This window comes from Shinella sumterensis, from assembly GCF_004514425.2.
In the GTDB taxonomy this organism is placed as follows: domain Bacteria; phylum Pseudomonadota; class Alphaproteobacteria; order Rhizobiales; family Rhizobiaceae; genus Shinella; species Shinella sumterensis.
Map to the genome: position 1 here is coordinate 20048 of NZ_MYFN02000004.1, position 23271 is coordinate 43318.

A 23271-nucleotide genomic window follows, 5' to 3' on the forward strand; every position below is an offset into this window, starting at 1 on the left:
TTAATACGCCATTAACTTGAACCTCTCCTGGCCCATTCCGACACGAAAACCGCTCAGATGCCGATACGGCCGATGGCGGGGATCTTGATGGCCGGGCGCATCAGGTCGACGCCCGCGACGAGGCCCATGATGTGGAGCTCCAGGCCGCTGCGCAGGCCGGCGGAAACCCCGAGCAGGCCGTAGAGCGTGGCGTGAACGTCCCTGCCGTCGGCGTCGAGCGCGAACAACCTGCCCTCGGGCAGGTAGTCGCGCCCCACCGCGTCCGGCGGCAGCACCACGCCGAGTTCCGGCACGGAGCGCAGCACATGCGCGACGAACGTGTTGGAGTTCGGCCCCGGCCAGATGCGATAGGCGCCCGGCGTCGCATAGGGATAGTCGGCGATCGCCTTCTCGATCTTCGGGATCAGCCGCGCGGCCTCGTCGCCGCTGACGGACACCACGACGCGCGGCGTGTTGGAATACCAGTAGGCATCGGGCGCATAGCCGTTCTTGCGCACCGGCGTGCCCCAGCCGACCTTGTCATAGCGGTTGTAGCCGGCCGCGTTCGCCTCCTTGGTGACGATCCAGGCGTGGCTGGCGACAGCACCCTTCATGCCGCCCGTGGCAGCGGAGAAGATATGGATCGTCGCCTGCGGCGTGTCCTTCGCGGCGGGCAGGATGCCGGCGGATTTCCAGTTGGCCTCGCGCCAGCTGTGCGGCCGGTCCTTGATGTACCAGTAGCCTGCCGAGGCGAGCGCCGGCATGAGATAGATGACCAGGAACAGGACCAGGACATTCCTCAGAAGTTTCATGCGGGGCATCTCCGAAAATCGCGTGTGCGCAACCGTGTTTTCGGATAATACCGCACCGGAAACCGGAAATTTGAGGGCATCATCATGGCAAACCCCGTCCTTGTCGAAGTCACGCGCGGCAACCTTGTCGAAAGCCGCCATCGCGGCATGGTCGTCGTGGTCGACGGCGATGGCAAGGTGGTGTTTTCGCAGGGCGATGTCGAGGCCGGTGTCTTCCCGCGCTCGGCCTGCAAGGCCATGCAGGCGCTGCCGCTCATCGAGAGCGGTGCGGCCGATGCCCATGCCTTCGGCAACCAGGAACTGGCGCTCGCCTGCTCCTCGCATAACGGCGAGGCGGCCCATGCGCGCCTTGCCGGCACGATGCTGGCGGCGGCCGGCGTGGATGAAAGCGTGCTGGAATGCGGCGCGCACTGGTCCTTCGAGCAGCCCGTGCTGATCAACCAGGCGCGCCTGCTCGACCGGCCGAGCGCCCTGCACAACAACTGCTCGGGCAAACATGCCGGCTTCGTCTGCGCCGCCTGCCACACCGGCAAGGACCTCGAAGGCTATGTGCGCTACGAGCATCCGGTGCAGGCCGAAATCCGCGGCGTCATGGAAAGCCTGACGGGGGCCGCACTCGCGGTCGACAATTGCGGCGTCGACGGCTGCTCCATCCCCACCTATGCCGTGCCGCTGAAGAGCCTCGCGCACGGCTTCGCGAAGATGGCGACGGGCACGGGCCTTGCGCCCGAACGCGCCAAGGCCTCGCGCCGGCTGATCGAGGCGTGCATGGCCGAACCCTTCTTCGTCGCCGGCACGGGCCGCGCCTGCACGCGCCTCATGGAAACCGCGCCCGGCCGCATCTTCGCCAAGACGGGCGCCGAGGGCGTGTTCTGCGCCGCCATTCCCGAACAGGGCATCGCGATCGCGCTCAAATGCGAGGACGGCACGACGCGCGCCGCCGAAAGCATGGTCGCCGCCACGCTCGCCCGCTTCTTCACCGAAGAGCCCGATATCCACGCCGCGCTGATGGCGCAGGCCAATCGCTCCATGTCGAACTGGAACCGCATCCATGTCGGCGATATCCGCGTGACGGACGCGCTGGTCGCCTGATCAGGCCTCGATGACCTCGACGCCCATATCGCGATAGGGCGCCAGCACGTCAGAAGACAGTCCGGCCGGCACGATGAGGCCGCTGGCCGCAGCGAGCGGCATGATCTTCCATGGCGAGGCGAGGCCGAGTTTTTCCCGGGTCAGCAGCACGAAGGTCGCGGCCGCGTTTTCCGCGACGCTGCGCTTCGTCGCGGCTTCCTCCATGTCGCCGGTGGTGAGGCCGTGGCTCGGATGGGCGGCGGTCACGCCCATGAAATAGAGATCCGCCTTCAGGCCGCGAATGGTCTCGAGCGCCTGTGCCCCCATTGCCACCATCGAATGTTTGTAGAGCCGGCCGCCGACGAGCACGACATCCGCGCTCGGGTGGCGTTCGAGCTCGCAGGCAATGGTCGGGCTGTGCGTGACCACCGTGAAGGCGAAACTGCGGGGCAGGGCGCGGGCGAGTGCCGCGGTCGTCGTGCCGCCATCGAGAAAGATCACCTGTCCCGGTTCGATCATCGCGGCTGCGCGGGCGCCGAGCGCGGCCTTCTCGTCCGTCGAAAGCGATTGGCGCGCGGCAAAATCCGGCAGCGGCGGCGAGAGCGGCAGCGCCCCGCCATGCACCCGCTTCAGCAGGCCTTCCGCCGCCATGTCCCGCAGGTCCCGCCTGATCGTGTCCTCCGAGAGGTCCAGCTCCGTGGCAAGCGTCTTGGCGATGATCTCGCCGTCGCGGTTCAGCCTCTCGACGATCATGGCTCTTCGCTGGCTTGTCAGCATGTTCACGCTCCATCTTGACTCTGCATGAAATTACACGAATATGCATGAAGTATCCAGAAAATTCCGGATATTTCATGCATTATTGTGAGGAATACGACATGCTGATCCTGATCGCCGGCCCCTATCGCTCGGGCACGGGAGACGACCCGCAAAAGATGGCGGAGAACCTGAAGCGGCTGGAGGCGCCGTCCTATGCACTGTTCAAGGCGGGGCATGTGCCGATGATCGGCGAATGGGTGGCGCTGCCCGTCTGGCATGCGGCAGGCGGCGAAACGATCGGTGATGCGTTGCACGAAGAGATCTTCTATCCCGTGGCCCATCGCCTGCTTGAACTGTGCGAAGGTGTTCTGCGATTGCCAGGCGCCTCGAAGGGGGCGGATAACGATGTGCGCATCGCGCAGGCGCGCGGCATCCCGGTCTGGTACCGGCTGGAGGACGTACCGGGCTGCGCTGCCGCATAAATTAATGCAGCCGCATGTCGGGAATGGGCCCGCCGTCACGTCCTTGTGGCATGACGGGGTGATCGCGCCCCGCCGCGCAACCAACAAGGAGGACATCCATGCGCATGATCTTCGTCAACCTGCCCGTCAAGGACCTGGCCGCCACGCGCCGCTTCTTCGGCGCGCTCGGCTTTTCCTTCAACGAACAGTACAGCGACGACACGGCCATCTGCATGGTCGTGGACGAGAACATCTACGTCATGCACCTGACGGAGGAGAAGTTCGCCCAGTTCGTGACCGGCAAGGTCGGCGATCCCGAACAGCAGACGCAGGTCCTGACCTGTCTTTCGGCCTCCAGCCGGCAGGAGGTCGATGACCTCAAGGCCAAGGCGCTTGCCGCCGGCGGCCGCGAATGGAAGCCGAACATGGAGTTCGGGCCGATGTACGGCTGCTCGTTCCAGGATATCAGCGGCAATGTCTGGGAGATCATGTACATGGACCAGACCGGCGGCTGAGCCCACATCGTTGAAAGCAGAAGGCCTGCGCCGGAAACGACGCAGGCCTTTGCATATCCGCGTATCAGGCCGGGCGCCTGCCGCAGTCCTCCGCCACGTCGCGCGGGCGAAACAGGCCGAAGGGCAGGTCGCCCAGGGCGCGGCCGTCCATCGCGCTGATATCGGGATGGGACAGCGGGTCGCGCGCCCAGACAGGCATGTCCGACCCGTCGGCATCGGACCTGAACATATTCGCCAGCCTGGAGAAAATCTTGAACATTGCCTTCTCCTCGCGATGCGTTACCATTGATGATGACTGATAATCGCGCCGCAACGCCAAAGCTGCAATCGAGTAGTTCGGGACGAGATTATAGAAAACCTATATGAAGAACCTCAACCAGGTGCATCTGAACGGCCTGCGGGCCCTTGAAGCGGTGGGGCGGCTCGGCTCGCTTCAGGCGGCAGCCGATGAGCTTGGCGTCACCGTCGGCGCCGTCAGCCAGCAGGTCATCAGGGCAGAGGAACAACTGGGCCGCCCGATCTTCGACCGTACCGCGCGCGGGCTGCGCGAGACGGCGTTCGGCGGGCCGTTTCTGGCCACGTTGTCGGCGGGCTTTCGCCAGTTGTCCGAAGCGGTCGCCACCACGCGGCGCAGCGACGATGCGATCCTGACCATTTCCGTCGCGCCAATCTTCGCCTCCCGCTGGCTCATCCACCGGATCGACCGCTTCGCAGCCCTTCATCCGGATATCAGCCTGCGCATCGAGGCGACGACCATGCTGGTGGATCTCGCCCGTTCCGATGTCGACCTGTGCATTCGCGTCGGGCCGGGCGGCTGGCCGGATGTGAAGACGGAGTATTTCCTGCCGCAGGTGCTGTTTCCGGTCTGCGCGCCGGCGCTGGCGGAAAAGATCAGGACGCCGAAGGACCTTTCAAAGCAACCGGCCGTCGTCGATGGCAACGAGGCCTTCACCTGGGAGCGCTGGCTGGAGGCCGCGGGCCTCGACGTGCCGCCGCCCCGGGCGCGGCATGTCTTTTCCGATGCGTCGCTCTGCCTCGATGCCGCCATGGCGGGGCAGGGGGTGCTGCTCGCCTTTCCCGTCCTCGCCTCATGGGCGCTGCGCGAGGGGCGGCTGGTCGCGCCGTTCCCCATCCGGGTGGAAACCGGCATGGGCTACTATTTCGTGACCGCACCAGGCGTGCCGGAGCCGCGCAAGGTCACCGTCTTCAAGCAATGGCTGCGTGCCGCCATGGCGGAGGATGCGGACGGCTTTTCCGGCGCCGTCATTCCAGCTCGCCGCTCCGCGTCTCCATCATCGCCTTGAAGGCCGGCCGCGCCTGGCAGCGCGCGAGCCATGCCTTCACATTCGGCGCGGCGTCGAACAGCGCCGGCTGGCCTATCGCATAGCGGAAGACCTCCGCAAGGTTGAGGTCCGCCACGGTGAAGCGGTCGCCGACGACGTGGCCCGTCGCGGCAAGATGCTGGTCGAGCCGCCTGAAGCCGCGCGCCAGCGCTTCCGAAGCCTTGGCGATCACGCTGCGGCCTTCCTCGCTGTCCTGAATGCCGGCATCGAAGGCCAGCACGATCTTCACCGCATGCGGCTCCACTTCCGTCGCCGCCCACATCGTCCATTGCAGCATCTCGGCCTCTTCGGTCACGGTCCGGCCGGAGAGCGGGCCGCCATGCTTGCGAGCGAGATAGAGATTGATGGCGAGCGATTCCGTCATGACGAAACCGCCGTCGTCGATGCAGGGAATGAGACCGGTCGGATTGACGGAAAGGAAGTCCGGCGACTTGGTGTTGAGCGGCGCATCCGCCGCATAAGGCTCTGCGACACGCCGCGCCTGCATGACGGGGACGGAGACGAAGGGCAGGCCGAGTTCGCCGGCGAGCCAGTAGTTGCGCGAGGCGCGCGAGCGGTAGACGCCGTAGATGGTCAGCATGGGCCCTCCTGAACGTTGGTTTGCGCGAGAACGAGGCGTTCCCTTCGCCGCCGTCTGGAACGATGATGCGGCGATATCGATCCTGCCGCACCATAGGCGAGGGGCGGGTGCCGGAGTAGCGTGCGGGCCTGATCGATCCATGAATTGTGGTGATGGCTGCCCGCTTTGTCGCATTGACCTTGCCCTGGCGCGGGGTTAAGGCCGAAGGATCCGCCGTCGCGGATGGAGACGAACGATGACGGGACGCATGACACGCTTTGCTGTCTGCCTGCGCATTCTCTGCGCAGTCGCCCTGCTGTTCGTCGGCTTCGCCCATCAGCCGGCGGCGGCCGGAAAGCCCAGCGTCCTCGAACTTGCCGACTATGTCCTGCCCGATGGCAGCATGGCCGATCTGTGCATCGGCAACATCGTGGACGGCAAGGCGAAGCATGCCGGCCCCGTCAAATGCGAGGCCTGCCGCATCGGCGGCGCCATGCTGATGCCCGAGCCGTCCGATCTTGCCGGCGTGGCGCTGGCCTATCGGGTCGTCGTCGCTCGTCCCCTCGTGGCCGAGGCGCTGCATTCCAGGCGTGATCGCCCCGGCGCGCCGCCCCGCGCACCACCTTTCCTGTCCGCCTGATGCTCCGCCCGCGTGCCGGCCTTCGCCGTCGCGCGTCGCAACCGGCCTGACAGGGCCATTCTACCCGCACGGTATCGACTGCCGGCCATGGCCGCCGTTGCGGGACCTCCATTCCGATCCTGAACTGACAAAGGACACGCTCATGAAACGCATCCTCGCAACCGTCGCCGCCCTCGCCCTTTCGGCAGGCGTCGCCTTCGCCCATGATTACAAGCTCGGCAACCTGGAAATCCATCACCCGGCATCCAAGGCCACGCTGCCCGGCCAGCCTGTCGGCGGCGGCTTCCTGACCGTCACCAACAATGGCAGCGAGGCCGACCGCCTCGTTTCCATCACCGCGCCCGAGGTGTCGGATGACGTGCAGATGCACGAAATGGCCGTCGAGAACGACGTGATGAAGATGCGCCAGCTGACGGAAGGCATCGAGATCCCCGCCGGCGCCACCGTCGCGCTCAAGTCCGGCGGCCTGCATGTGATGTTCATGAGCATCAAGCGCCCCTTCAAGGAGGGCGAGAGCTTCAAGGCGACGCTGAATTTCGAGAAGGCCGGCGCGGTCGACGTCGACTTCAAGGTGGAGGCCGCCAAGCCCGGTTCGGGTGCGGGCGAGGGGCACAACCACGGCGGCTGAGCCGCGCGATGAAGGCGGACGAGGGGGCGGCCCGGACGCTACCCCCTCGTCCCATGCGTCTCTTTGTTCGGGCAGAAAAAGAGACGCAACCGAAACGGGCTCAGCCCGTCCTGTTCCGTTCGATCGTCAGGTGCGGATAGCTTTCTGACGCCGTCGCAAGGTCGTCCGTCGTGCGCTCGTTCCAGCGGAAGCCGGCGATGGCGGCGGTTCGGGTTTCCTCGAAGATGTTGCCGGAGATCAGCGCCGAGCCCGCGCCCTCCACCACGCTCACGGCGCAGCCGATCGGGCTGTTGCGCACGAGGTTTCCGTTGACGACGAGGCCGCGCATATAGGGCCCCCAGCCGAGCACCAGCCCCCATTTCGGTGCGTTTTCCACGGTGTTTCCGGACAGGACCGTATCGGCCTCCACCGCGATGCCGAAGCCGAAGCCCGCGCCGTCGTGGATATAGGGTCCGTCGAGCTTCAGGTTGCGCACGACGTTTCCGGTGACGGTGGCAAGCCGCCCGCCCTCGTTGAAATTCACGATGAGGATGCCGTTGGCTGCGCCGTCGATCAGGTTGCCGTTGACGATGGCGCCGGTGAAGCCGAATTCCGAATAGATCGCCGTCTCGCCGCTGTCGAGGCAGGTATTGCCCGATATCTGCACGTTCGAGCCCGCATTGGCGCGGATTGCCGAGAAGGCGCAGCCGGAGACATGGTTGTTGGTGATCATCACGTCGTCGGCGCGGAAGATATTGATGCCGTTGCCATATTGCCCGGTGCCGCCGCGCGTGGCGGAAATGCGGGCGATGCGGTTGCCCGAGACTATGCTGCCGTCGCGGCCGGCCTGCCAGCGGTGGATGAGGATGCCGCCATTGCCGCAGTCGAAGACGTGGTTGCCGGTCACCGAAAGCGTCTGGCTTTCGACCGCATGGATCGCGTGGTCGGCCGCGCCGGAAATGCGGCTGCGTTCGATGCGCCCGCCCGAGCGCTCCATGTAGATCGCGCTCTTGGCCGAGCCCTGGATTTCGCAGTTCTCGATGGTGACATCAGCGACGGCGGAGACGTTGAGCAGACCTTGCACCGTGTCGTCCAGCCAGCGGTTCGCCCCGTCGATGACGAGATTGGCAAGCTCGATGCGGGTGGCGCCATCGGCGGCGAAGAGGTGGCCGTCGCCGCCATAGACGATGCGGGTCGCGCCGGGCACGCCGGTCAGCCGCGTGTTGTCGGGCAGCGTCAGGTTGGAGATCACATAGTCGCCGGGCGGCAGGAACACCGGCATGTTCTTCGCCGCCGCCTCCTTCAGCAGCTTGGCGAAGGCCTTGCTCTTGCGGTCGCCTGCGCCGGGGCGAATGCCGTGTGCGGCCGCGTCGATGCTGCCCCTCAGGTCGACATCCAGGACCGGGACGCGCTGCGTCTGCGCGCGGGCGCCCGTCGCGGCGCCGGCCGCTCCCAGCGCAAGACCCGACAGAAATGACCTTCTGGTAACCATCACAGCTCCTTTGCCGACGTGCTGCAGGAAGCGTGCCAGATGGATTTGTGTCGAAACGGCACAGGCGGCTTTTCCGCCAGCGTGGGTTGTCATGCTTCCCGAAATGCGCCGGATGCGCGGTATTTCGCCGGTTTCGTTCAGGATTGGATAACGAGTCGAGGTGTACGATTTCCCGGTTGTGTGAGAGGAGGCGGCGACAATGCGCATCCTCGCGTTCGGGAATGCAAGGGTTCATGTCGACGCAACTGTCTCACCTTGGCAACGATGAAGCCGACGCGACGGCCCGGCTGATGTCGGCCAGCGAACGCCTGATGGCCGAGGCGGCCCGGTTGTTTCCGCTGGCTGCGGCGCAGAGCGAGCGCACCATCTGGCTCGAAGCCATGATCGACGAGGTGCCGGACTACCTCTATTTCAAGGACCTGTCCTGTCGCTTCGTCGTCGCCAACCGCGCGATCACCGCCGACAACGGGCGCGAGAGCCTGGTCGGCCTCTCCGATTTCGAACTCCACCCCGAGGCCGCGGCCCGTCATTTCTTCAACACCGAGCAGGAGATCATCCGCACCGGCCGGCCCATGCTGGACATGGAGGATCAGATCCGCGATGCCGCCGGCAACCTGAAATGGATGCTCTCCTCCAAGCTGCCGGTGCGCAACGGCAACGGCGAGGTGATCGGCATCGTCGGCACGGCGCGCGACATTACCGAGCGCAAGCTGGCGGAAAGCCTGCATCGCGGACAGGCGGATCTTCTCAAGATGATCGCGCTCGGCGAACCGCTGACCGATGTCTTCTCGGCCCTTATCCTCCTGATCGAGGCGCATGTGCCCGACGTGACCGGATCGATCCTGCGGCTGTCGCCGGATGGCCGGCATATCGTCAACGGGGCCGCGCCCAACCTCGATGCCGGCTATTGCAGGCTGATCGAAGGGCTGGAGATCGGCCCGACCGTGGGCTCGTGCGGAACCGCCATGTGGCGTGGCGAACCGGTCATCGTCGCCGATATCGAGACCGATCCCCTCTGGGCCGATTTCAGGCACCTCGCGCTGGGCATCGCTTCCCGCGCCTGCTGGTCCTGGCCCATCCGCTCCTATCAGGGCAGGGTGCTCGGCACCTTCGCGCTCTATAGCCGCGAAACCGGGGAGCCGTCGGCCGAATGCACGAAACTCGTCGGCATGGCGACCCACATCGCCGGCATCGCCATCGAGCGCAAGGAAGCCGAAGACAGCATCCAGTACATGGCGCATCACGACACGCTGACCGGCCTTCCGAACCGCAGCATGCTGGACGAGCGCGTGGCCTCCGCCATCGAGGCGGCCGACGATCGTGGCGGCTCCATGACGCTCGCCTTCATCGACCTCGACAACTTCAAGCTGGTCAATGACAGCCTCGGCCATCATGCGGGCGATGAACTCTTGAAGATCGTGGCGGCGCGCATGCAGGGCTGTATCCGCGCAAGCGACAGCATCGTGCGCCTGGGCGGCGACGAGTTCGTCATCCTCATCAGCGGGGCGATGCGCCGTGGCGAGGCGGTCGAGGACCGGCTGCGCTCCGTGCGCGAGGCCGTGGCCGAGCCCGTCGAGATCGACGGCCGGTCGTTCCAGGTGACATGCAGCATGGGGGTCGCCGTCTACCCCGAACACGGCCGCAATGTCAGCGAGCTTCTGGCGCGCGCCGACATGGCCATGTACCGCGCCAAGGAGATCGGCCGCGACGCCGTTCAGGTCTTCACCTTCGAGCTCGCCGACCGCGCCCACGAGAAGCTGGAGCGGCAGGAGGAGCTGCGCCGCGCGCTCGCCCAGACCGAATTCTTCCTCCAGTACCAGCCGCAGATGGACGTCGTGACCGGCCGCATCTTCGCCGTCGAGGCGCTGATCCGCTGGCGCCATCCCGAACGTGGCATCGTCTCGCCGGGCGAGTTCATTCCGCTTGCCGAGGAAACCGGCCTCATCGGCCCGATCGGTGACTGGACGCTGCGCACCGCCTGCCGGCAGAACAAGGCCTGGCAGCTGTCCGGCCTGCCGCCCATCGTCGTCAGCGTCAACGTCTCCGCTCGCCAGTTCCAGGAACGTGACTGGGTCGAGCGCGTCGCGGCAGCCCTTGAGGAAAGCGGTCTGGAGGCACGCTACCTGGAGCTGGAGCTGACCGAGAGCCTCATCATGGAGGATGTGCAGCAGGCGGTGGAGACCATGCACCGGCTGGAGCAGCTCGGCGTTCACCTGGCCATCGACGATTTCGGCACGGGTTATTCCAGCCTCAGCTCGCTCAAGCGCTTTCCCGTGGGCCGTCTCAAGATCGACCGTTCCTTCGTGCAGGACCTGCCCGGCGACAGCGACGATGCCGCCATCGCCACGGCCGTCATCTCGCTCGGGCACTTGCTGCAGCTGCGTGTCATCGCCGAGGGCGTGGAAACGCGCGAGCAGCTGGACTTCCTGCGCGAGGCCGGCTGCGACGAGATCCAGGGTTATCACATCAGCCGCCCCATCGATGCGATGGCCCTCCAGGCCCTTCTCTGCCTGTCCGAGTGCTGATGCGGGCCGGCATCGCGGCGGCCGCCCCTTGACATTGCCGTGGCCGCGCCAACGTTACCTGGCATGAAGCCCGATCAGCTCCTCCGCCCGGCCCCCGCCGGCCTCTATTGCCCCGCCGGCGATTTCTATATCGATCCCGTCCGGCCGGTGGCGCGCGCGCTGGTCACCCATGGCCATTCGGACCATGCCCGTGCCGGCCACGGCGCCGTGCTCGCCACGCAGGAAACGCTCGACATCATGGAAATCCGCTACGGCGCGGACTTCTGCGGCACCCGCCAGTCCGCCGCCTTCGGCGAGCGCATCGGGGTCAACGGCGTCACCGTCTCCTTCCATCCGGCCGGCCATGTGCTCGGCTCGGCCCAGATCGCCGTGGAGAAGGACGGCCTGCGCATCGTCGCGTCGGGTGATTACAAGCGCGGGGTCGATCCCACCTGCGCGGCCTATGAGCCGGTGCCCTGCGATATCTTCATCACCGAGGCGACCTTCGGGCTGCCGGTCTTCCACCATCCCGATCCGAAGACGGAGATGGGAAAGCTCATCACCTCGCTCCGGCAATTTCCTGAGCGCAGCCATCTCGTCGGCGCCTATTCGCTCGGCAAGTCGCAGCGCGTCATCCGCCTCTTGCGCGACTGCGGCTACGATGCGCCGGTCTATATCCACGGCTCGCTCGCCAGGCTCTGCGATTACTATGTCAGCCGCGGCGTCGAGCTCGGCGACCTGCGCCCGGCGACCGTCGAGAAAGGCGACAAGACCGATTTCCGCGGCGCCGTCATCGTCGGTCCGCCCTCGGCCTTCGCCGACCGATGGGCGCGCCGCTTCAACGAACCGCTCATCGCCTTCGCCTCCGGCTGGATGATGGTGCGTCAGCGCGCCAAACAGGGCGGCGTCGAGTTGCCGCTCGTCATCTCCGACCATTGCGACTGGCCGGAACTGACCGAGACGATCCGCGAACTCGCGCCGCAGGAAGTATGGGTCACCCACGGCCGCGAGGAGGCGCTGGTGCGCTGGTGCGAACTCGCCGGCCTGCCGGCACGGCCGCTGCATCTGGTGGGCTATGAGGACGAGGGGGATTGATGGTGGGAGGCCTGTCCCGAAGGCGCGGTGCGACCTTTCCCTTCTCCCCCGTGGGGAGAAGGTGGCCCGAAGGGTCGGATCAGGGGGCCTGCGCGACCCTCACCGTCAGCGCAACCCCCTCATCCCGCTGCCGCGACCGTCTCCCCGCGGGGGAGAAGGGGCAAGAAGCGCAGACTCGGGCGATAGAGGACGGTTTCGAAAAAAAGGTCTCGCGGGGCGGGTTCATCGCGGAGTTGCGCCCATGAAAGCCTTCTCCACCCTTCTCGACCGCCTCGTCCTCACCCCCTCGCGCAACGGCAAGCTGAAGCTGCTGGCGGACTACTTCCGCGATACGCCGGACCCTGACCGCGGCTATGGCCTTGCCGCCATCGCCGGCACGCTCGACCTGAAGAGCGTCAAGCCGGCGCTGCTGCGCGAACTGGTGCTCGAACGCATGGACGCGGTGCTGTTTCGCTATTCCTACGACTATGTCGGCGACCTTGCCGAGACCATCGCGCTGGTCTGGGACCAGGAGCGCAAGGAGCGCGTGCCCGATGAGGCCGAGCCGAGCCTGAGCGCCGTCGTCACCCGCATGAACGCGCTCGGCCGCACGGAGGTGCGCGGCGCGGTGCGCGATCTGCTCGACCGGCTCGATCCCTCCGGCCGCTTCGCCTTCCTGAAGCTCGCCACCGGCGCCCTGCGCATCGGCGTCTCGGCACGTCTCGCCAAGCAGGCGCTCGCCGAATTCTCCGGCATGGACGTGACCGAGATCGAGACGCTGTGGCACGGGCTGGAGCCGCCCTACGAGCCGCTGTTCGCCTGGCTGGAGGGCAGGGCGGAGCGCCCGGTTCTGGCCACGCCGGCGATCTTCCATTCCGTCATGCTGGCCAATCCGGTGGGGGACGGCGATCTCGCCAATCTCGACCCCGCCGATTTCGCCGCCGAATGGAAATGGGACGGGATTCGCGTGCAGATGTCGTCGTCCGGCGCGACGCGCCGGCTCTATTCCCGCTCCGGCGACGATATCTCCGCCGCCTTCCCTGACGTGCTCGACGCCATGAATTTCGAGGGCGTGGTGGACGGCGAGCTGCTGGTCGGCGGCACGGCGCGCATGAACAGCCCCACGCGCACCTTCTCCGATCTCCAGCAGCGGCTGAACCGCAAGACGGTCAACACGAAGATGCTGGAGGACTACCCCGCCTTCGTGCGCGCCTATGACGTTCTGTTCGAGGGCGAGGTGGATGTGCGCCCGGCCGCCTTCACCGAACGCCGGAAGCGGCTCGCGGGCCTCATCGACAAGACCCCGCACGACCGCTTCGACCTCTCGCCGCTCGTGCCCTTCTCGACATGGGAGGAGCTGGAGGCCATCCGCCGCGATCCGCCCGATCCGGTCATCGAGGGCGTGATGATCAAGCGCCTCGACAGCCCCTACCAGGCCGGCCGCATGAAAGGCCCGTGGTTCAAGTGGAAGCGCGATCCGTTCAACATCGACGCCGTCATGATGTATGCGCAGCGCGGCCACGGCAAACGCTCGAGCTACTATTCGGATTTCACCTTCGGCGTCTGGACGGAAGGTCCTGACGGCGATGTGCTGGTGCCGGTCGGAAAAGCCTATTTCGGCTTCACCGATGCCGAACTCGAAGTGCTCGACCGCTTCGTGCGCAACAACACGACCGAGCGCTTCGGCCCCGTGCGCGCCGTGCGGGCCGAACCCGCCCACGGCTTCGTGCTGGAAGTCGCCTTCGAAGGCATCAACCGCTCCAACCGCCACAAATCCGGCGTCGCCATGCGCTTCCCCCGCATCGCCCGCCTCAGGCAGGACAAGCTGCCCGCCGATGCCGACCGGCTGGAAACGCTGATGGCGATGATCGATGCGCGGGAAGATACCCGCTAGTTGAGGCCGTAGGCTGTCATGGCGTAAATGAAATATGTGAGAGGCACCAGTATACCGCCGAGGAAGACGCCAACAGAAACGTTGTATCTGCGCCCAATAAATATTGCCAATGTCGCGGGCGCCGTAATGACGAGCAGTAAGTACAGGACAACAAGATTAACCGGCAGTGTCTTGCTAAAGCCGTTGACTATTGTCCAGGCATAGAGCCAGAACGCTACCCCCATGAGAAGCCAAATCACGCCGGCAAGCAACAACCCGTATTTGCGATAGACTCTTAGCGCTTCCGGAAGCGTCGCTGCCAGTCCCAAAGCAGATATGACCCATATTGATATCTCCATACTACAGCCCCAGCGCTGACAGATCAGGCCCCAATGGCACGATGCGGTTGGGGTTGAGCGACTTGATCGAGTAGTAGCCCTGCTTGATGTGGTCGATATTGACGGTGTCGCGCACGCCCGGCAGGTCGAGCACGCGCTTCGTATAGGCTGAGAGCGCCGCATAGTCGGCCAGGCGCTGGCGGTTGCACTTGAACAGGCCGAAATAGGCCGCGTCGAAGCGGATGAGTGTCACGAAGAGGCGGATATCGGCCTCCGTGAAGGCCTCGCCGGTCAGGAAGGTGCGGCCGTCGGACAGGCGGGTTTCCAGCTCGTCCAGCATGGCGAACACGCCCTGATAGGCTTCCTCATAGGCGAGCTGGGTGGTGGCGAAGCCGGCGCGGTAGACGCCGTTGTTGAGCGCGGGATAGATGCGCTCGTTGAGGGCATCGATTTCGGCGCGCAGCGGCTCGGGATAGAGGTCGACGCTTTCATCGGCAAGCCGGCCGAAGCCGCTGTTGAGCATGCGCACGATATCGGCGGACTCGTTGTTGACGATGGTCTTCCTGTCCTTGTCCCACAGCACGGGCACGGTCGCGCGGCCGGTGAAGGTGGGCGCGGCGCGGGTATAGAGCTCGTGCATGTAGGTGGCGCCGTTGAGGTCGTCGCGGTTGGAGCCCGGATAGTCGCCGAATTGCCAGCCCTGGTCGGACAGCGCCGGCTGCACGACGGAGACGGAGATCACGTCGTCGAGCTTCTTCAGCTTGCGCGCGATCAGCGTGCGCGAGGCCCAGGGGCAGATATAGGCGACGTAAAGCTGGTAACGGCCCTTTTCGGCGGGAAATCCGCCTTCGCCCGTCGGCCCGGCGCTGCCATCGGGCGTCACCCAGTTGCGGAAGCTCGAAACCTGCCGCACGAAACCGCCCTTGGCGTCCGTCGCCTGAACCGGCTGCCAGTCTTCCGTCCACTTGCCATTGACGAGCATCGCGTCACCTCATGTTCTTGCCTCTGCTCCAGCCGTAGCCCGCGCGCGTGCAAACGGCAATTCGCGTGTAGATTGACACAGCGTTCACAGGGCGGGGGCGGCGTGATGTGGAGATTGTCGCCCCGACCTCTGCTTCCCCTTCTCCCCCACGGGGAGAAGGTGGCCCGAAGGGTCGGATGAGGGGGCTTGTGCTTTGTTTGCCGTCTGCGCCGCCCCCCTCATCCGCCTGCCGGCACCTTCTCCCCGTGGGGGAGAAGGGGAAAGTGGCGAGGTATCGGGCATGCCGTCCGTCTGCGCCGATATTGTCACCGGCCGAGGGTGCTGTGTTCACTCCATCAGCCGGTCGATCAGCGCCGAGGCCGCATCCGCGATCACGGTTCCGGGTGGGAAGATGGCGTCGGCGCCGGCCTCTTTCAACGCGGCAAAATCCTGCGGCGGGATGACGCCGCCCACCGCGATCAGCATGTCGCGCGCGCCGCGTTTGACGAGGGCGGCCTTGAGTTCCGGCACCAGCGTCAGGTGCCCGGCGGCGAGCGAGGAGGCGCCCACGATATGTGCGCCCTCGCGGATGGCAAGCTCCGCCACTTCCTCCGGTGTCTGGAACATGGCGCCGACGATGACATTGAAGCCGAGATCGGCAAAGGCCGTGGCGATCACCTTCTGGCCGCGGTCGTGCCCGTCCTGTCCCATCTTGGCGACAAGGATGGCGGGCTTTTCGCGCTTTGCCTTTTCGAAGGCCGCGACCTTGCCGATTGCCGTGTTGAAGGCCCGGTCGCCCGCGCCCATCTCCTTGCGGTAGACGCCCGAAATCGTGCGGATTTCCGCGACATGGCGGCCGAAGGCCTTTTCCAGCGCAAGCGCGATCTCGCCCACCGTCGCCCGCGCGCGGGCCGCCTTCACGGCGAACTCCAGAAGATTGCCGTCGCCGCTTTTCGCAACGTCGGTCAACGCATCGAGCGCGCTTTCGGCGGCCGCGGTGTCGCGCGTGCCCTTGAGCTGCTGGAGCTTGGCGAGCTGGCGCGCCCGTACCTCCGAATTGTCGACCTTGAGCACATCGACCTCGATATCGCGCTCCGGCCGCGAGAAGTTGACGCCGACGACGGTCTGCTGGCCTGAATCGATGCGCGCCTGCGTGCGCGCTGCCGCCTCTTCGATCCTGAGCTTCGGAATGCCCTTCTCGATGGCCTTCGCCATGCCGCCGAGCGCCTCGACCTCCTCGATATGGGAGAGCGCGCGGGCGGCAAGGTCATGCGTGAGACGCTCGACATAGGCCGAGCCGCCCCAGGGGTCGATGATGCGGGTCGTGCCGCTCTCCGTCTGCAGCAGGATCTGCGTGTTGCGGGCGATGCGGGCGGAATGGTCGGTGGGCAGCGCCAGCGCCTCGTCGAAGGAGTTGGTGTGCAGCGATTGCGTATGCCCCTGCGTGGCCGCCATCGCCTCGACCATGGTGCGCATGACGTTGTTCATCGGGTCCTGCGCGGTCAGCGACCAGCCGGACGTCTGGCAATGGGTGCGCAATGCAAGTGACCGGGCGTCCCTGGGCGCAAAATTCTTCTTCATCAGCGCGGCCCAGATCAGGCGCGCGGCGCGCATCTTGGCGACCTCCATGAAGAAGTTCATGCCGATCGCCCAGAAGAAGGAAAGCCGTGGCGCGAAGGTGTCGATGTCGAGCCCGGCGGCGACGCCCGCGCGGGCATATTCGATGCCGTCGGCGATGGTATAGGCGAGCTCCAGGTCCGCCGTCGCGCCCGCTTCCTGCATGTGGTAGCCGGAAATCGAGATCGAGTTGAACTTCGGCATCCTCCGGCTGGTATAGCTGAAGATGTCGGAGATGATCCGCATCGAGGGCTGCGGCGGGTAGATATAGGTGTTGCGGACCATGAACTCCTTGAGGATGTCGTTCTGGATGGTCCCGGACAGCTTGTCCTCGGCAACGCCCTGTTCCTCGGCCGCGACGATGAACAGCGCCATGATCGGCAGCACCGCGCCGTTCATGGTCATCGACACGCTCATCTGGTCGAGCGGGATACCGTCGAAGAGCTGGCGCATGTCGAGAATGGAATCGATCGCCACGCCCGCCATGCCGACATCGCCGGCCACGCGCGGGTGGTCGCTGTCATAGCCGCGATGGGTCGCAAGGTCGAAGGCGACGGAAAGCCCCTTCTGGCCGGCCGCGAGGTTGCGGCGGTAGAAGGCGTTGGATTCCTCCGCCGTGGAAAAACCGGCATATTGCCGGATCGTCCAGGGCTGCTGGACATACATGGTGGGGTAGGGGCCGCGCAGACAGGGGGCGGCACCCGGCCAGGTGTCGAGATAGGAAAGGCCGGCGAGATCCGCCTCGCCGTACGCGCCGGCCACCGAAATGCCCTCCGGTGTCTGCCATGCGGCCTCGCCGGCGGGGGCGGTGGAGGGGGCGGGTTTCGACCAGGCGATGGATGAGAAGTCCGGGATCCGGCTCATGCGGCGGCTCCTGCTTTAAGGGGGCAGCTTATCCGCATCAAGCCGCCTCCACGCAGTCCGCCAGCAACACGGGCCGAAGCCCCGGCGTGGCGACGTCCGACAGAGGCCCGAGCACCATCACCGGACGTTCCGCCTTCAGCGCAAACAGCGTGGTCCCGACAATGGGCCGCACGCGTCGCGCCGCACGCGCTGCCTCCACCATCGCCTTGATCCTGCCCGAGGCGATCGCAGCCGAAAGTCCGCCGGTCTTCTCGATATCCGCAAACACCTCCCACGCTCTTTCCGCCAGCGCATCCGTCAGCGCCTCGATGCCGCCCGCGCCCGCGGCGGGGTCGGCGACATGGGCGAGGTGGCTTTCGGTGATGAGCACGACCTGCGTGTTGCGCGCGATGCGGCGGGCGAAGGGATCGGGCACGCCGAGCGCCAGCGTGTGCGGCAGCACGGTGATCTCGTCGGCGCCGCCGGTGCCGGCGGAAAACACCGCGATGGTGTTGCGCAGGATGTTGGTCTCGGGATCGAGCCGCGTCAGCATGCGCCAGCTCGTCTCGGCATGGATATGCGCCGGCTTCGGTTCCGAAATGCCGCAGGCCGCCTGCATGCGCGCATGGAGGAGCCGCGCGGCGCGGAATTTCGCTGTCGTGAGGAACTGGTCCTGGTCGGCCGCAAGACAGAGCGCGGTGGTGGCAAACGTCGTCTCCGGCGCGAGGCCGGCGGCATCGAGCCGGCGCAGGTTTTCCGCCAGCGCGGCCGCGACGATGGCGAGCTCCAGCGCTTCCCCCGCGCCCGCATTATGCGCAAGGCGGCCATCGGCGTTCAGCACCGTTCCGGAAAAATTAAAGCCGATCAAGTCCTTGGCGCGGGCGGCGGATTCTCCTGCTTCACTGGAGGTGCCGGAAAGGGCCGCACTGTAGGGATCGAGCCCGAAATGTACGGGCGCGCTGCGGGCATCCGCCTTGTCCAGCGCGCGGGCGAGCGTCGCGGACAACGCCTTGTCTCGGAAATCGGCTTCGAGGCGCAGCGAAAACGGCGTGGCGGCGCGGGCGGCCGCCGTTTGGGCGAAGGCGGTTTCGCCGCTCGCGGCCATCCCCGCGCCATGGGCGGCGGCGCTGCCCTTGAAGACGAGGGCGATGCCCGTTGCGCCATTCTCCAGGTCGTCGGCCATCTGCGCACGGGCGCGGGATGTGTCGGCGTCGTCGCGGCGCTGGTTGACGGTCCAGGCGCCGCCGGCATGCGGCGTGGCGGCATGGCTGTGGGCGAGCGGCAGCGCGCCCTCGCGGCGCGGATAGATCGGCTGGATGGCGATGCCGTCGTCAGTTTGCGACAGCAGCGCCGCGTCGAAATCCGCGCCCTTCAGTGCCTTTTCCGCCAGTGCCCTCCAGCCCGCCGCGTCGACGGGCGCAAAGCCCGCCGTCCTCAAGATGCTTGCATCCATGCCGTCGCCATCTCCCGTGTTGCGGCATTTCTATTCATCCGGGATACAGCGTAAAGGGCCACTTTGGTAGAGTGACGCATCGGTGACACCCGGCAGCAATTGTGGCGCGCAAGCCTGACACCAGCCGCATTTGCCACATTTATGGCAGGGTTGTGGACCTAATTCGCCCTGCATTCGTTAGTGATTCAGCCTCGCTTCTCCCGCCTCCGTCAAACGGATACCGACCCTTCCATGACCGATACCGCGCTTTCCCGCCGCCGCTTTCTCCAGTTTTCCGGCCTCGCCATGGCCAGCGGCCTTGCCGGCTGCACCTCGTCGATGAACACCGACGAGTTCCGCGAGCAGACCCGGCCTTATTTCCGCAATCCCGCACTCGAGGGCCGGCCGGAATATATCGACAACCGCGGGCCGATCAGCATCTACGGCCAGACGCCGCCTTCCGGCCTGCTGCCCGATTCCTCGCGCTATGCCGCAATCTACGGTCCGGTCTATGACGGCGGCTTCCAGGTGCCGGCCGTGCCCTACCAGCAGATTGATCCGCGCTTCTATCGCCAGGAAGTGGAAAGCCCCTTCGCCGAGCGGCCGGGCACGATCATCGTCGATACCGGCAACCGCTTCCTCTACCTGATCCTCGCCAACGGCCGCGCCATGCGCTACGGCGTGGGCATCGGCCGGCAGGGCTTCGCCTGGTCGGGCCGCGGCGTCATCCAGTGGAAGCAGGCCTGGCCGAAGTGGACGCCGCCGGACGAAATGGTCAAGCGCCAGCCGGAACTGGTAAAATATTCCGGCGCCAATGGCGGCATGGCCGGCGGCCTCAACAACCCGCTCGGCGCGCGTGCGCTCTACATCTTCCAGAACGGCCAGGACACGCTCTACCGCCTGCACGGTTCGCCGGAATGGAAGTCGATCGGCAAGGCCGTGTCGTCCGGTTGCGTGCGCATGCTCAACCAGGATGTGATGGACCTCTACGACCGCGTGAAGGGCAAGGCGCCGATCCTTGTGATCTGATGGCGCGGTGGTCCACGCGGCAGCGCTTTTGCCAACACGTTCGACGTGACCGCTCTTTCCTTCTCCCCCACGGGGAGAAGGTGGCCCGAAGGGTCGGATGAGGGGGCGCGCTAGAGAATATCCCGAGCCTTGTTCGCCTTCGGCGTCCCCCTCATCCGCCTGCCGGCACCTTCTCCCCGCAGGGGAGAAGGGAAGGATGCGCTTACAGGGGTCTTTCGGGAGATGCCCGGCAGGGCAGAGGGGGTATCCCCCTAAACCGCCGGCGAAATCAGATGCGCGCCGTCGCCCTGCGGCAGGTCGCCGGATGTCACGGCCTTGCCGCCCTCCATGCGCACCTTGCCGTCCGCCACGAGCCGCAGCGCGAGCGGATAGCTCTTGTGCTCGACCGTCAGAACGCGGGCGGCCAGCGTATCGGCGGTATCGGCCGGCAGCACCGGCACGGCGGCCTGAACGATCACCGGACCCTCGTCCATGCCCTCGGTCACGAAATGCACCGTGCAGCCGGCAAGGCGCATGCCCGCGTCGATGGCGCGCTGGTGCGTGTGGAGCCCCGGAAAGAGCGGCAGCAGTGAGGGATGGATATTGACGATGCGGCCTTCATAGCGGTTGATGAAGGCACCGGAGAGCAGCCGCATATAGCCGGCAAGGCAGATGAGATCGGGCGAAAGCGCTTCCAGCGCCGCAAGGATCGCCGCCTCGTGGGCCTCCTTGTCGGCAAAGTCCTTCCGCAGGAAGGTGCGCGTCGCGATGCCGAGCGCTTCGGCCTTGGCAAGCCCGCCGGCATCCGCCTTGTCGGAGAAGACGGCGACGATCTCGGCCGGGAAATCCTCCGCTTCCGCCGCCTTCGCCAGCGCCAGCATGTTGGAGCCGCCGCCTGAAATGAAGGCGACGACGCGCTTGCGGGCAGGGGTCGTCATAGGGCGAGCGTGCCCTTGTAGATCGTGCCGGCGGCACCCTCTTCACGGCCGACCATGCGGCCGAGGCGGAAGACGGTCTCGCCTTCGGCGGAAAGCACGGCTGAAACGGCATCGGCCTTGTCGGCCGGCACGACGGCGATCATGCCGACGCCGCAGTTGAAGGTGCGCAGCATTTCATGGGCTTCCACGCCGCCGGTGCGGGCAAGCCAGGAGAACACGGCCGGCGCCTTGACGGCGTCGAGGTCGATTTCGGCGGCAAGGTGCTTGGGCAGCACGCGCGGAATGTTTTCGGGAAAGCCGCCGCCGGTGATGTGCGCCAGCGCCTTGATGGAGCCGGTCTCGCGGATCGCCTTGAGAAGCGGCTTCACATAGATCTTCGTCGGCGTCAGCAGGGCTTCGCCGAGCGTCTTGCCGGCTTCGAACGGGGCGGCCGCATCCCAGGCGAGGCCGGAAAGCGAAACGATCTTGCGCACCAGCGAATAGCCGTTGGAATGCACGCCGGAGGAGGCGAGGCCGAGGATCACGTCGCCCTCGGCAATGTCGCCTGATGGCAGCAGCTGGCCGCGCTCGGCAGCACCCACGGCAAAGCCCGCGAGGTCGTAGTCGCCATGGGAATACATGCCCGGCATTTCGGCGGTCTCGCCGCCGATCAGCGCGCAGCCGGCCTGGCGGCAGCCCTCGGCGATGCCCTGCACGATTGCCGCACCCTGGTCCGGGTCGAGCTTGCCGGTGGCGAAGTAGTCGAGGAAGAACAGCGGCTCGGCGCCCTGCACCACGAGGTCGTTGACGCACATGGCGACGAGGTCGATGCCCACGGTGTCGTGGCGGTCGGCATCGATGGCGATCTTCAGCTTGGTGCCCACACCGTCATTGGCCGCCACCAGGACCGGATCCGTGAAGCCGGCGGCCTTGAGGTCGAACAGGCCGCCGAAGCCACCGATCTCGCCATCCGCACCCGGGCGGCGCGTCGAGCGCACGGCCGGCTTGATCTTCTCGACCATCAGGTTGCCGGCATCGATATCGACGCCTGCATCGCTATAGGTCAGACCGTTCTTCTCCGACTGGCTCATGCTCTCGTCTCCGGGTTCAGGCTGTTCGCGCCCGATTGGCATGATGGCGCGGCAAGTGCAAGTCGAATGCCGGGAAATCAGGGATTTTTTCACCGATCTGCGCGCCGCACCGAGCATGGCGGCGATACCCCTCTGGCCTGCCGTTTTCCCCTTCGCCCCGGCAGGAAGAAGGGGATGTCGCAAAGCTTTCCTCGAATATGCGGCGCTCTTGTCCCCGTGAGGTAGGCGCCCGGCGGGTCAGAGGGGGATCCACAGGCACTGCCCATTGATAGTGATTCCCAGAAAAACACCGCGCACGGTGCCGGTAAAGCAAACGTCTGGCATTCGGTAGCAAAGACCACCAAAAGCGCCTTTCGCCTCTCACGGCTTGGCTGGCCTAAGCCCCCTGGTCCCGCGCCCCTTTTCAACGGATGCAGGTGTTCACGATTCCTGACCCTGCATCTGTTCCGCCTCGTCAAGAATCCATTCGCGAAAGGCGACGACACGGGGATCGGAAGCCATTTCCTGCGGATAAACGAGGAAATAGGCGAGTTCGGACGGGATCGGGATGCTAAGATCGAAAAGCCGGACAAGCCGCCCCTCGGCCAGATCGGTTGCGACCGTGGTCAGGTCCACAAGTGCTACAGCATCCCCACCGATCGCGGCTTGAAGCATTTCTGATGACGTGGCGAGCGCAACCGTACGATTGTCGTCAAAGGCGTCGATACCGGCAGCCGCCATCCACGTCGACCAGTTCGGCCACGCCACACCCTGTCGCTCCCATTCGATATGGACCAAGGTGTGATCAAGCAGATCAATCGGCGTTCGAATGGGCCCCTCGGACGAGAGCAACCGGGGACTGCATACGGGCACGACAACGTCACCAAACAATCGATCAGCGCAAAGGCCGGGATAGTTTCCCGTGCCAAAGCGAATGCCGATATCGATGTCGTCCTGCTCGAAGTCGCGCACCTCGGGGGAGATATCGAAGCGCAGGTCGATTTCCGGCCAGGCGCCACGGAAGCGTTTCAGCCGCTGCATCAGCCATTTGACGGCAAAGTCCGGATCGACGGTGATTTTCAGGTGGCGGGAGCCGCGCTCGCTCCTGCGGGCCTGCGCGACGGCACGCTTCATGAGTTCGAGCGCGTCACCGGATGCACGGCAAAGGATCAATCCCGCCTCCGTCATGCGGATGGAGCGATTGGTGCGCGTGAAAAGCGACAGGCCGAGCTGGTCCTCGATTTCCTTGATCTGGTAGCTGACCGCCGCCGGGGTCAGGCCAAGTTCGTCGGCCGCTCGACTGAAGTTCAGATGTCGCCCCGCAGCATCAAGCGCCCTCAGTGCCCGCATTCCAGGAATCACACTCATTTTTTCTTCAAGGAAAGTTTGAAATTAAGAA

General features: G+C 65.8%; 22 protein-coding genes. 10 read left to right on the forward strand and 12 right to left on the reverse strand.

Features of this window, described 5'->3' with window-relative positions; all coding sequences use genetic code 11:
- Nucleotides 1–53: 53 nt before the first annotated feature.
- Complete coding sequence (locus B5M41_RS09035; protein ID WP_134651732.1) at nucleotides 54–791, reverse strand: DUF3750 domain-containing protein; 738 nt, start codon at nucleotides 789–791, stop codon at nucleotides 54–56.
- Between the two features lie 84 nt (nucleotides 792–875).
- On the opposite strand from B5M41_RS09035, the gene B5M41_RS09040 reads away from it, so the two are divergent.
- Complete coding sequence (locus tag B5M41_RS09040) at nucleotides 876–1883, forward strand: asparaginase (RefSeq protein WP_134651730.1); 1008 nt, start codon at nucleotides 876–878, stop codon at nucleotides 1881–1883.
- Here the strand turns inward: B5M41_RS09040 and B5M41_RS09045 are convergent, their stop codons facing one another.
- Entirely contained in the window at nucleotides 1884–2639 is a 756-nt protein-coding gene (locus tag B5M41_RS09045; protein WP_134651728.1) for a DeoR/GlpR family DNA-binding transcription regulator, read from the reverse strand. It lies immediately after the preceding gene.
- Between the two features lie 98 nt (nucleotides 2640–2737).
- On the opposite strand from B5M41_RS09045, the gene B5M41_RS09050 reads away from it, so the two are divergent.
- Together B5M41_RS09050 and B5M41_RS09055 are read left to right on the forward strand one after the other, a co-directional pair.
- Entirely contained in the window at nucleotides 2738–3100 is a 363-nt protein-coding gene (locus B5M41_RS09050) for a DUF4406 domain-containing protein (RefSeq protein ID WP_134651775.1), read from the forward strand.
- A 98-nt stretch (nucleotides 3101–3198) separates the two neighbouring features.
- The gene (locus tag B5M41_RS09055) at nucleotides 3199–3594 is read left to right on the forward strand and encodes a VOC family protein (RefSeq protein WP_134651726.1); all 396 of its coding nucleotides are present in this window, start codon (nucleotides 3199–3201) and stop codon (nucleotides 3592–3594) included.
- Nucleotides 3595–3658: 64 nt separating this feature from the next.
- On the opposite strand, the gene B5M41_RS09060 is transcribed toward B5M41_RS09055, so the two are convergent.
- Nucleotides 3659–3853: a hypothetical protein gene (locus B5M41_RS09060; protein ID WP_134651724.1), complete on the reverse strand. Its 195-nt coding sequence runs from the start codon at nucleotides 3851–3853 to the stop codon at nucleotides 3659–3661.
- A 103-nt stretch (nucleotides 3854–3956) separates the two neighbouring features.
- Between B5M41_RS09060 and B5M41_RS09065 the strand changes: the two genes are divergently transcribed.
- On the forward strand, nucleotides 3957–4898 hold the full coding sequence (locus B5M41_RS09065; protein WP_134651722.1) for a LysR substrate-binding domain-containing protein: 942 nt from the start codon (nucleotides 3957–3959) through the stop codon (nucleotides 4896–4898).
- Here the strand turns inward: B5M41_RS09065 and B5M41_RS09070 are convergent.
- Entirely contained in the window at nucleotides 4858–5517 is a 660-nt protein-coding gene (locus tag B5M41_RS09070; protein ID WP_134651720.1) for a glutathione S-transferase family protein, read from the reverse strand. The two genes, B5M41_RS09065 and B5M41_RS09070, sit on opposite strands and share 41 nt — an antisense overlap.
- A gap of 235 nt (nucleotides 5518–5752) precedes the next feature.
- On the opposite strand from B5M41_RS09070, the gene B5M41_RS09075 reads away from it, so the two are divergent.
- Nucleotides 5753–6136 carry a hypothetical protein gene (locus B5M41_RS09075; RefSeq protein WP_134651718.1) on the forward strand — a complete coding sequence of 128 codons (384 nt, stop codon included), beginning with the start codon at nucleotides 5753–5755 and terminating at the stop codon, nucleotides 6134–6136.
- A gap of 142 nt (nucleotides 6137–6278) precedes the next feature.
- Nucleotides 6279–6764, forward strand: a complete 486-nt coding sequence (locus B5M41_RS09080) for a copper chaperone PCu(A)C (RefSeq protein ID WP_134651716.1) — start codon at nucleotides 6279–6281, stop codon at nucleotides 6762–6764.
- A 100-nt stretch (nucleotides 6765–6864) separates the two neighbouring features.
- Here the strand turns inward: B5M41_RS09080 and B5M41_RS09085 are convergent, their stop codons facing one another.
- On the reverse strand, nucleotides 6865–8235 hold the full coding sequence (locus B5M41_RS09085) for a TIGR03808 family TAT-translocated repetitive protein (RefSeq protein WP_134651714.1): 1371 nt from the start codon (nucleotides 8233–8235) through the stop codon (nucleotides 6865–6867).
- 233 nt (nucleotides 8236–8468) lie between these two features.
- Here B5M41_RS09085 and B5M41_RS09090 point away from each other — a divergent pair, with 233 nt between their 5' ends.
- The 3 genes from B5M41_RS09090 (at nucleotide 8469) to B5M41_RS09100 (ending at nucleotide 13707) form a co-directional block, all read left to right on the forward strand.
- A complete protein-coding gene (locus tag B5M41_RS09090; RefSeq protein WP_230640032.1) occupies nucleotides 8469–10760 on the forward strand; it encodes a putative bifunctional diguanylate cyclase/phosphodiesterase in 2292 nt (763 codons plus the stop codon).
- A 63-nt stretch (nucleotides 10761–10823) separates the two neighbouring features.
- Nucleotides 10824–11834: a ligase-associated DNA damage response exonuclease gene (locus B5M41_RS09095; RefSeq protein ID WP_134651710.1), complete on the forward strand. Its 1011-nt coding sequence runs from the start codon at nucleotides 10824–10826 to the stop codon at nucleotides 11832–11834.
- Between the two features lie 241 nt (nucleotides 11835–12075).
- The gene (locus B5M41_RS09100; protein WP_134651708.1) at nucleotides 12076–13707 is read left to right on the forward strand and encodes a cisplatin damage response ATP-dependent DNA ligase; all 1632 of its coding nucleotides are present in this window, start codon (nucleotides 12076–12078) and stop codon (nucleotides 13705–13707) included.
- Here B5M41_RS09100 and B5M41_RS09105 read toward each other — a convergent pair.
- The 4 genes from B5M41_RS09105 to B5M41_RS09120 all read right to left on the reverse strand — a co-directional run bounded on the left by B5M41_RS09105 (nucleotide 13704) and on the right by B5M41_RS09120 (nucleotide 18898).
- A complete protein-coding gene (locus B5M41_RS09105; protein WP_134651706.1) occupies nucleotides 13704–14045 on the reverse strand; it encodes a hypothetical protein in 342 nt (113 codons plus the stop codon). The genes B5M41_RS09100 and B5M41_RS09105 overlap by 4 nt on opposite strands.
- Nucleotide 14046: 1 nt before the next feature.
- Nucleotides 14047–15006 carry a glutathione S-transferase family protein gene (locus B5M41_RS09110; protein ID WP_134651704.1) on the reverse strand — a complete coding sequence of 320 codons (960 nt, stop codon included), beginning with the start codon at nucleotides 15004–15006 and terminating at the stop codon, nucleotides 14047–14049.
- 327 nt (nucleotides 15007–15333) lie between these two features.
- Nucleotides 15334–17466, reverse strand: coding sequence for a methylmalonyl-CoA mutase (gene scpA / locus B5M41_RS09115; RefSeq protein ID WP_134651702.1), 2133 nt, complete (start codon nucleotides 17464–17466; stop codon nucleotides 15334–15336).
- A 37-nt stretch (nucleotides 17467–17503) separates the two neighbouring features.
- On the reverse strand, nucleotides 17504–18898 hold the full coding sequence (locus tag B5M41_RS09120) for a methylmalonyl-CoA mutase family protein (RefSeq protein WP_134651700.1): 1395 nt from the start codon (nucleotides 18896–18898) through the stop codon (nucleotides 17504–17506).
- A 231-nt stretch (nucleotides 18899–19129) separates the two neighbouring features.
- Between B5M41_RS09120 and B5M41_RS09125 the strand changes: the two genes are divergently transcribed.
- Entirely contained in the window at nucleotides 19130–19906 is a 777-nt protein-coding gene (locus tag B5M41_RS09125) for a L,D-transpeptidase (protein WP_209020900.1), read from the forward strand.
- Nucleotides 19907–20157: 251 nt separating this feature from the next.
- On the opposite strand, the gene purN is transcribed toward B5M41_RS09125, so the two are convergent.
- The 3 genes from purN to gcvA form a co-directional block, all read right to left on the reverse strand.
- Nucleotides 20158–20823 (reverse strand): phosphoribosylglycinamide formyltransferase, encoded by a 666-nt coding sequence (purN, locus tag B5M41_RS09130; RefSeq protein ID WP_134647730.1) that lies wholly within the window; start codon nucleotides 20821–20823, stop codon nucleotides 20158–20160.
- Nucleotides 20820–21893 (reverse strand): phosphoribosylformylglycinamidine cyclo-ligase, encoded by a 1074-nt coding sequence (gene purM / locus B5M41_RS09135; protein WP_134647728.1) that lies wholly within the window; start codon nucleotides 21891–21893, stop codon nucleotides 20820–20822. The genes purN and purM overlap by 4 nt, the downstream gene beginning before the upstream one ends.
- Before the next feature lie 420 nt (nucleotides 21894–22313).
- Nucleotides 22314–23240, reverse strand: coding sequence for a transcriptional regulator GcvA (gene gcvA / locus B5M41_RS09140; protein WP_134647726.1), 927 nt, complete (start codon nucleotides 23238–23240; stop codon nucleotides 22314–22316).
- Nucleotides 23241–23271: the final 31 nt, after the last annotated feature.

Excerpts from the sequence above, each read along its gene's own strand:
- gcvA (WP_134647726.1), bottom strand. The coding sequence starts at position 23,240 with ATGAGTGTGATTCCTGGAATGCGGGCACTGAGGGCGCTTGATGCTGCG.
- B5M41_RS09075 (WP_134651718.1), top strand. The coding sequence starts at position 5,753 with ATGACGGGACGCATGACACGCTTTGCTGTCTGCCTGCGCATTCTCTGC.
- B5M41_RS09110 (WP_134651704.1), bottom strand. The coding sequence starts at position 15,006 with ATGCTCGTCAATGGCAAGTGGACGGAAGACTGGCAGCCGGTTCAGGCG.
- B5M41_RS09105 (WP_134651706.1), bottom strand. The coding sequence starts at position 14,045 with ATGGAGATATCAATATGGGTCATATCTGCTTTGGGACTGGCAGCGACG.
- B5M41_RS09070 (WP_134651720.1), bottom strand. The coding sequence starts at position 5,517 with ATGCTGACCATCTACGGCGTCTACCGCTCGCGCGCCTCGCGCAACTAC.
- B5M41_RS09095 (WP_134651710.1), top strand. The coding sequence starts at position 10,824 with ATGAAGCCCGATCAGCTCCTCCGCCCGGCCCCCGCCGGCCTCTATTGC.
- B5M41_RS09055 (WP_134651726.1), top strand. The coding sequence starts at position 3,199 with ATGCGCATGATCTTCGTCAACCTGCCCGTCAAGGACCTGGCCGCCACG.
- B5M41_RS09060 (WP_134651724.1), bottom strand. The coding sequence starts at position 3,853 with ATGTTCAAGATTTTCTCCAGGCTGGCGAATATGTTCAGGTCCGATGCC.
- B5M41_RS09125 (WP_209020900.1), top strand. The coding sequence starts at position 19,130 with ATGACCGATACCGCGCTTTCCCGCCGCCGCTTTCTCCAGTTTTCCGGC.
- B5M41_RS09100 (WP_134651708.1), top strand. The coding sequence starts at position 12,076 with ATGAAAGCCTTCTCCACCCTTCTCGACCGCCTCGTCCTCACCCCCTCG.
- scpA (WP_134651702.1), bottom strand. The coding sequence starts at position 17,466 with ATGAGCCGGATCCCGGACTTCTCATCCATCGCCTGGTCGAAACCCGCC.
- B5M41_RS09080 (WP_134651716.1), top strand. The coding sequence starts at position 6,279 with ATGAAACGCATCCTCGCAACCGTCGCCGCCCTCGCCCTTTCGGCAGGC.
- B5M41_RS09120 (WP_134651700.1), bottom strand. The coding sequence starts at position 18,898 with ATGGATGCAAGCATCTTGAGGACGGCGGGCTTTGCGCCCGTCGACGCG.
- purM (WP_134647728.1), bottom strand. The coding sequence starts at position 21,893 with ATGAGCCAGTCGGAGAAGAACGGTCTGACCTATAGCGATGCAGGCGTC.
- B5M41_RS09065 (WP_134651722.1), top strand. The coding sequence starts at position 3,957 with ATGAAGAACCTCAACCAGGTGCATCTGAACGGCCTGCGGGCCCTTGAA.
- B5M41_RS09090 (WP_230640032.1), top strand. The coding sequence starts at position 8,469 with ATGTCGACGCAACTGTCTCACCTTGGCAACGATGAAGCCGACGCGACG.
- B5M41_RS09035 (WP_134651732.1), bottom strand. The coding sequence starts at position 791 with ATGAAACTTCTGAGGAATGTCCTGGTCCTGTTCCTGGTCATCTATCTC.
- B5M41_RS09045 (WP_134651728.1), bottom strand. The coding sequence starts at position 2,639 with ATGCTGACAAGCCAGCGAAGAGCCATGATCGTCGAGAGGCTGAACCGC.
- B5M41_RS09040 (WP_134651730.1), top strand. The coding sequence starts at position 876 with ATGGCAAACCCCGTCCTTGTCGAAGTCACGCGCGGCAACCTTGTCGAA.
- B5M41_RS09085 (WP_134651714.1), bottom strand. The coding sequence starts at position 8,235 with ATGGTTACCAGAAGGTCATTTCTGTCGGGTCTTGCGCTGGGAGCGGCC.
- purN (WP_134647730.1), bottom strand. The coding sequence starts at position 20,823 with ATGACGACCCCTGCCCGCAAGCGCGTCGTCGCCTTCATTTCAGGCGGC.
- B5M41_RS09050 (WP_134651775.1), top strand. The coding sequence starts at position 2,738 with ATGCTGATCCTGATCGCCGGCCCCTATCGCTCGGGCACGGGAGACGAC.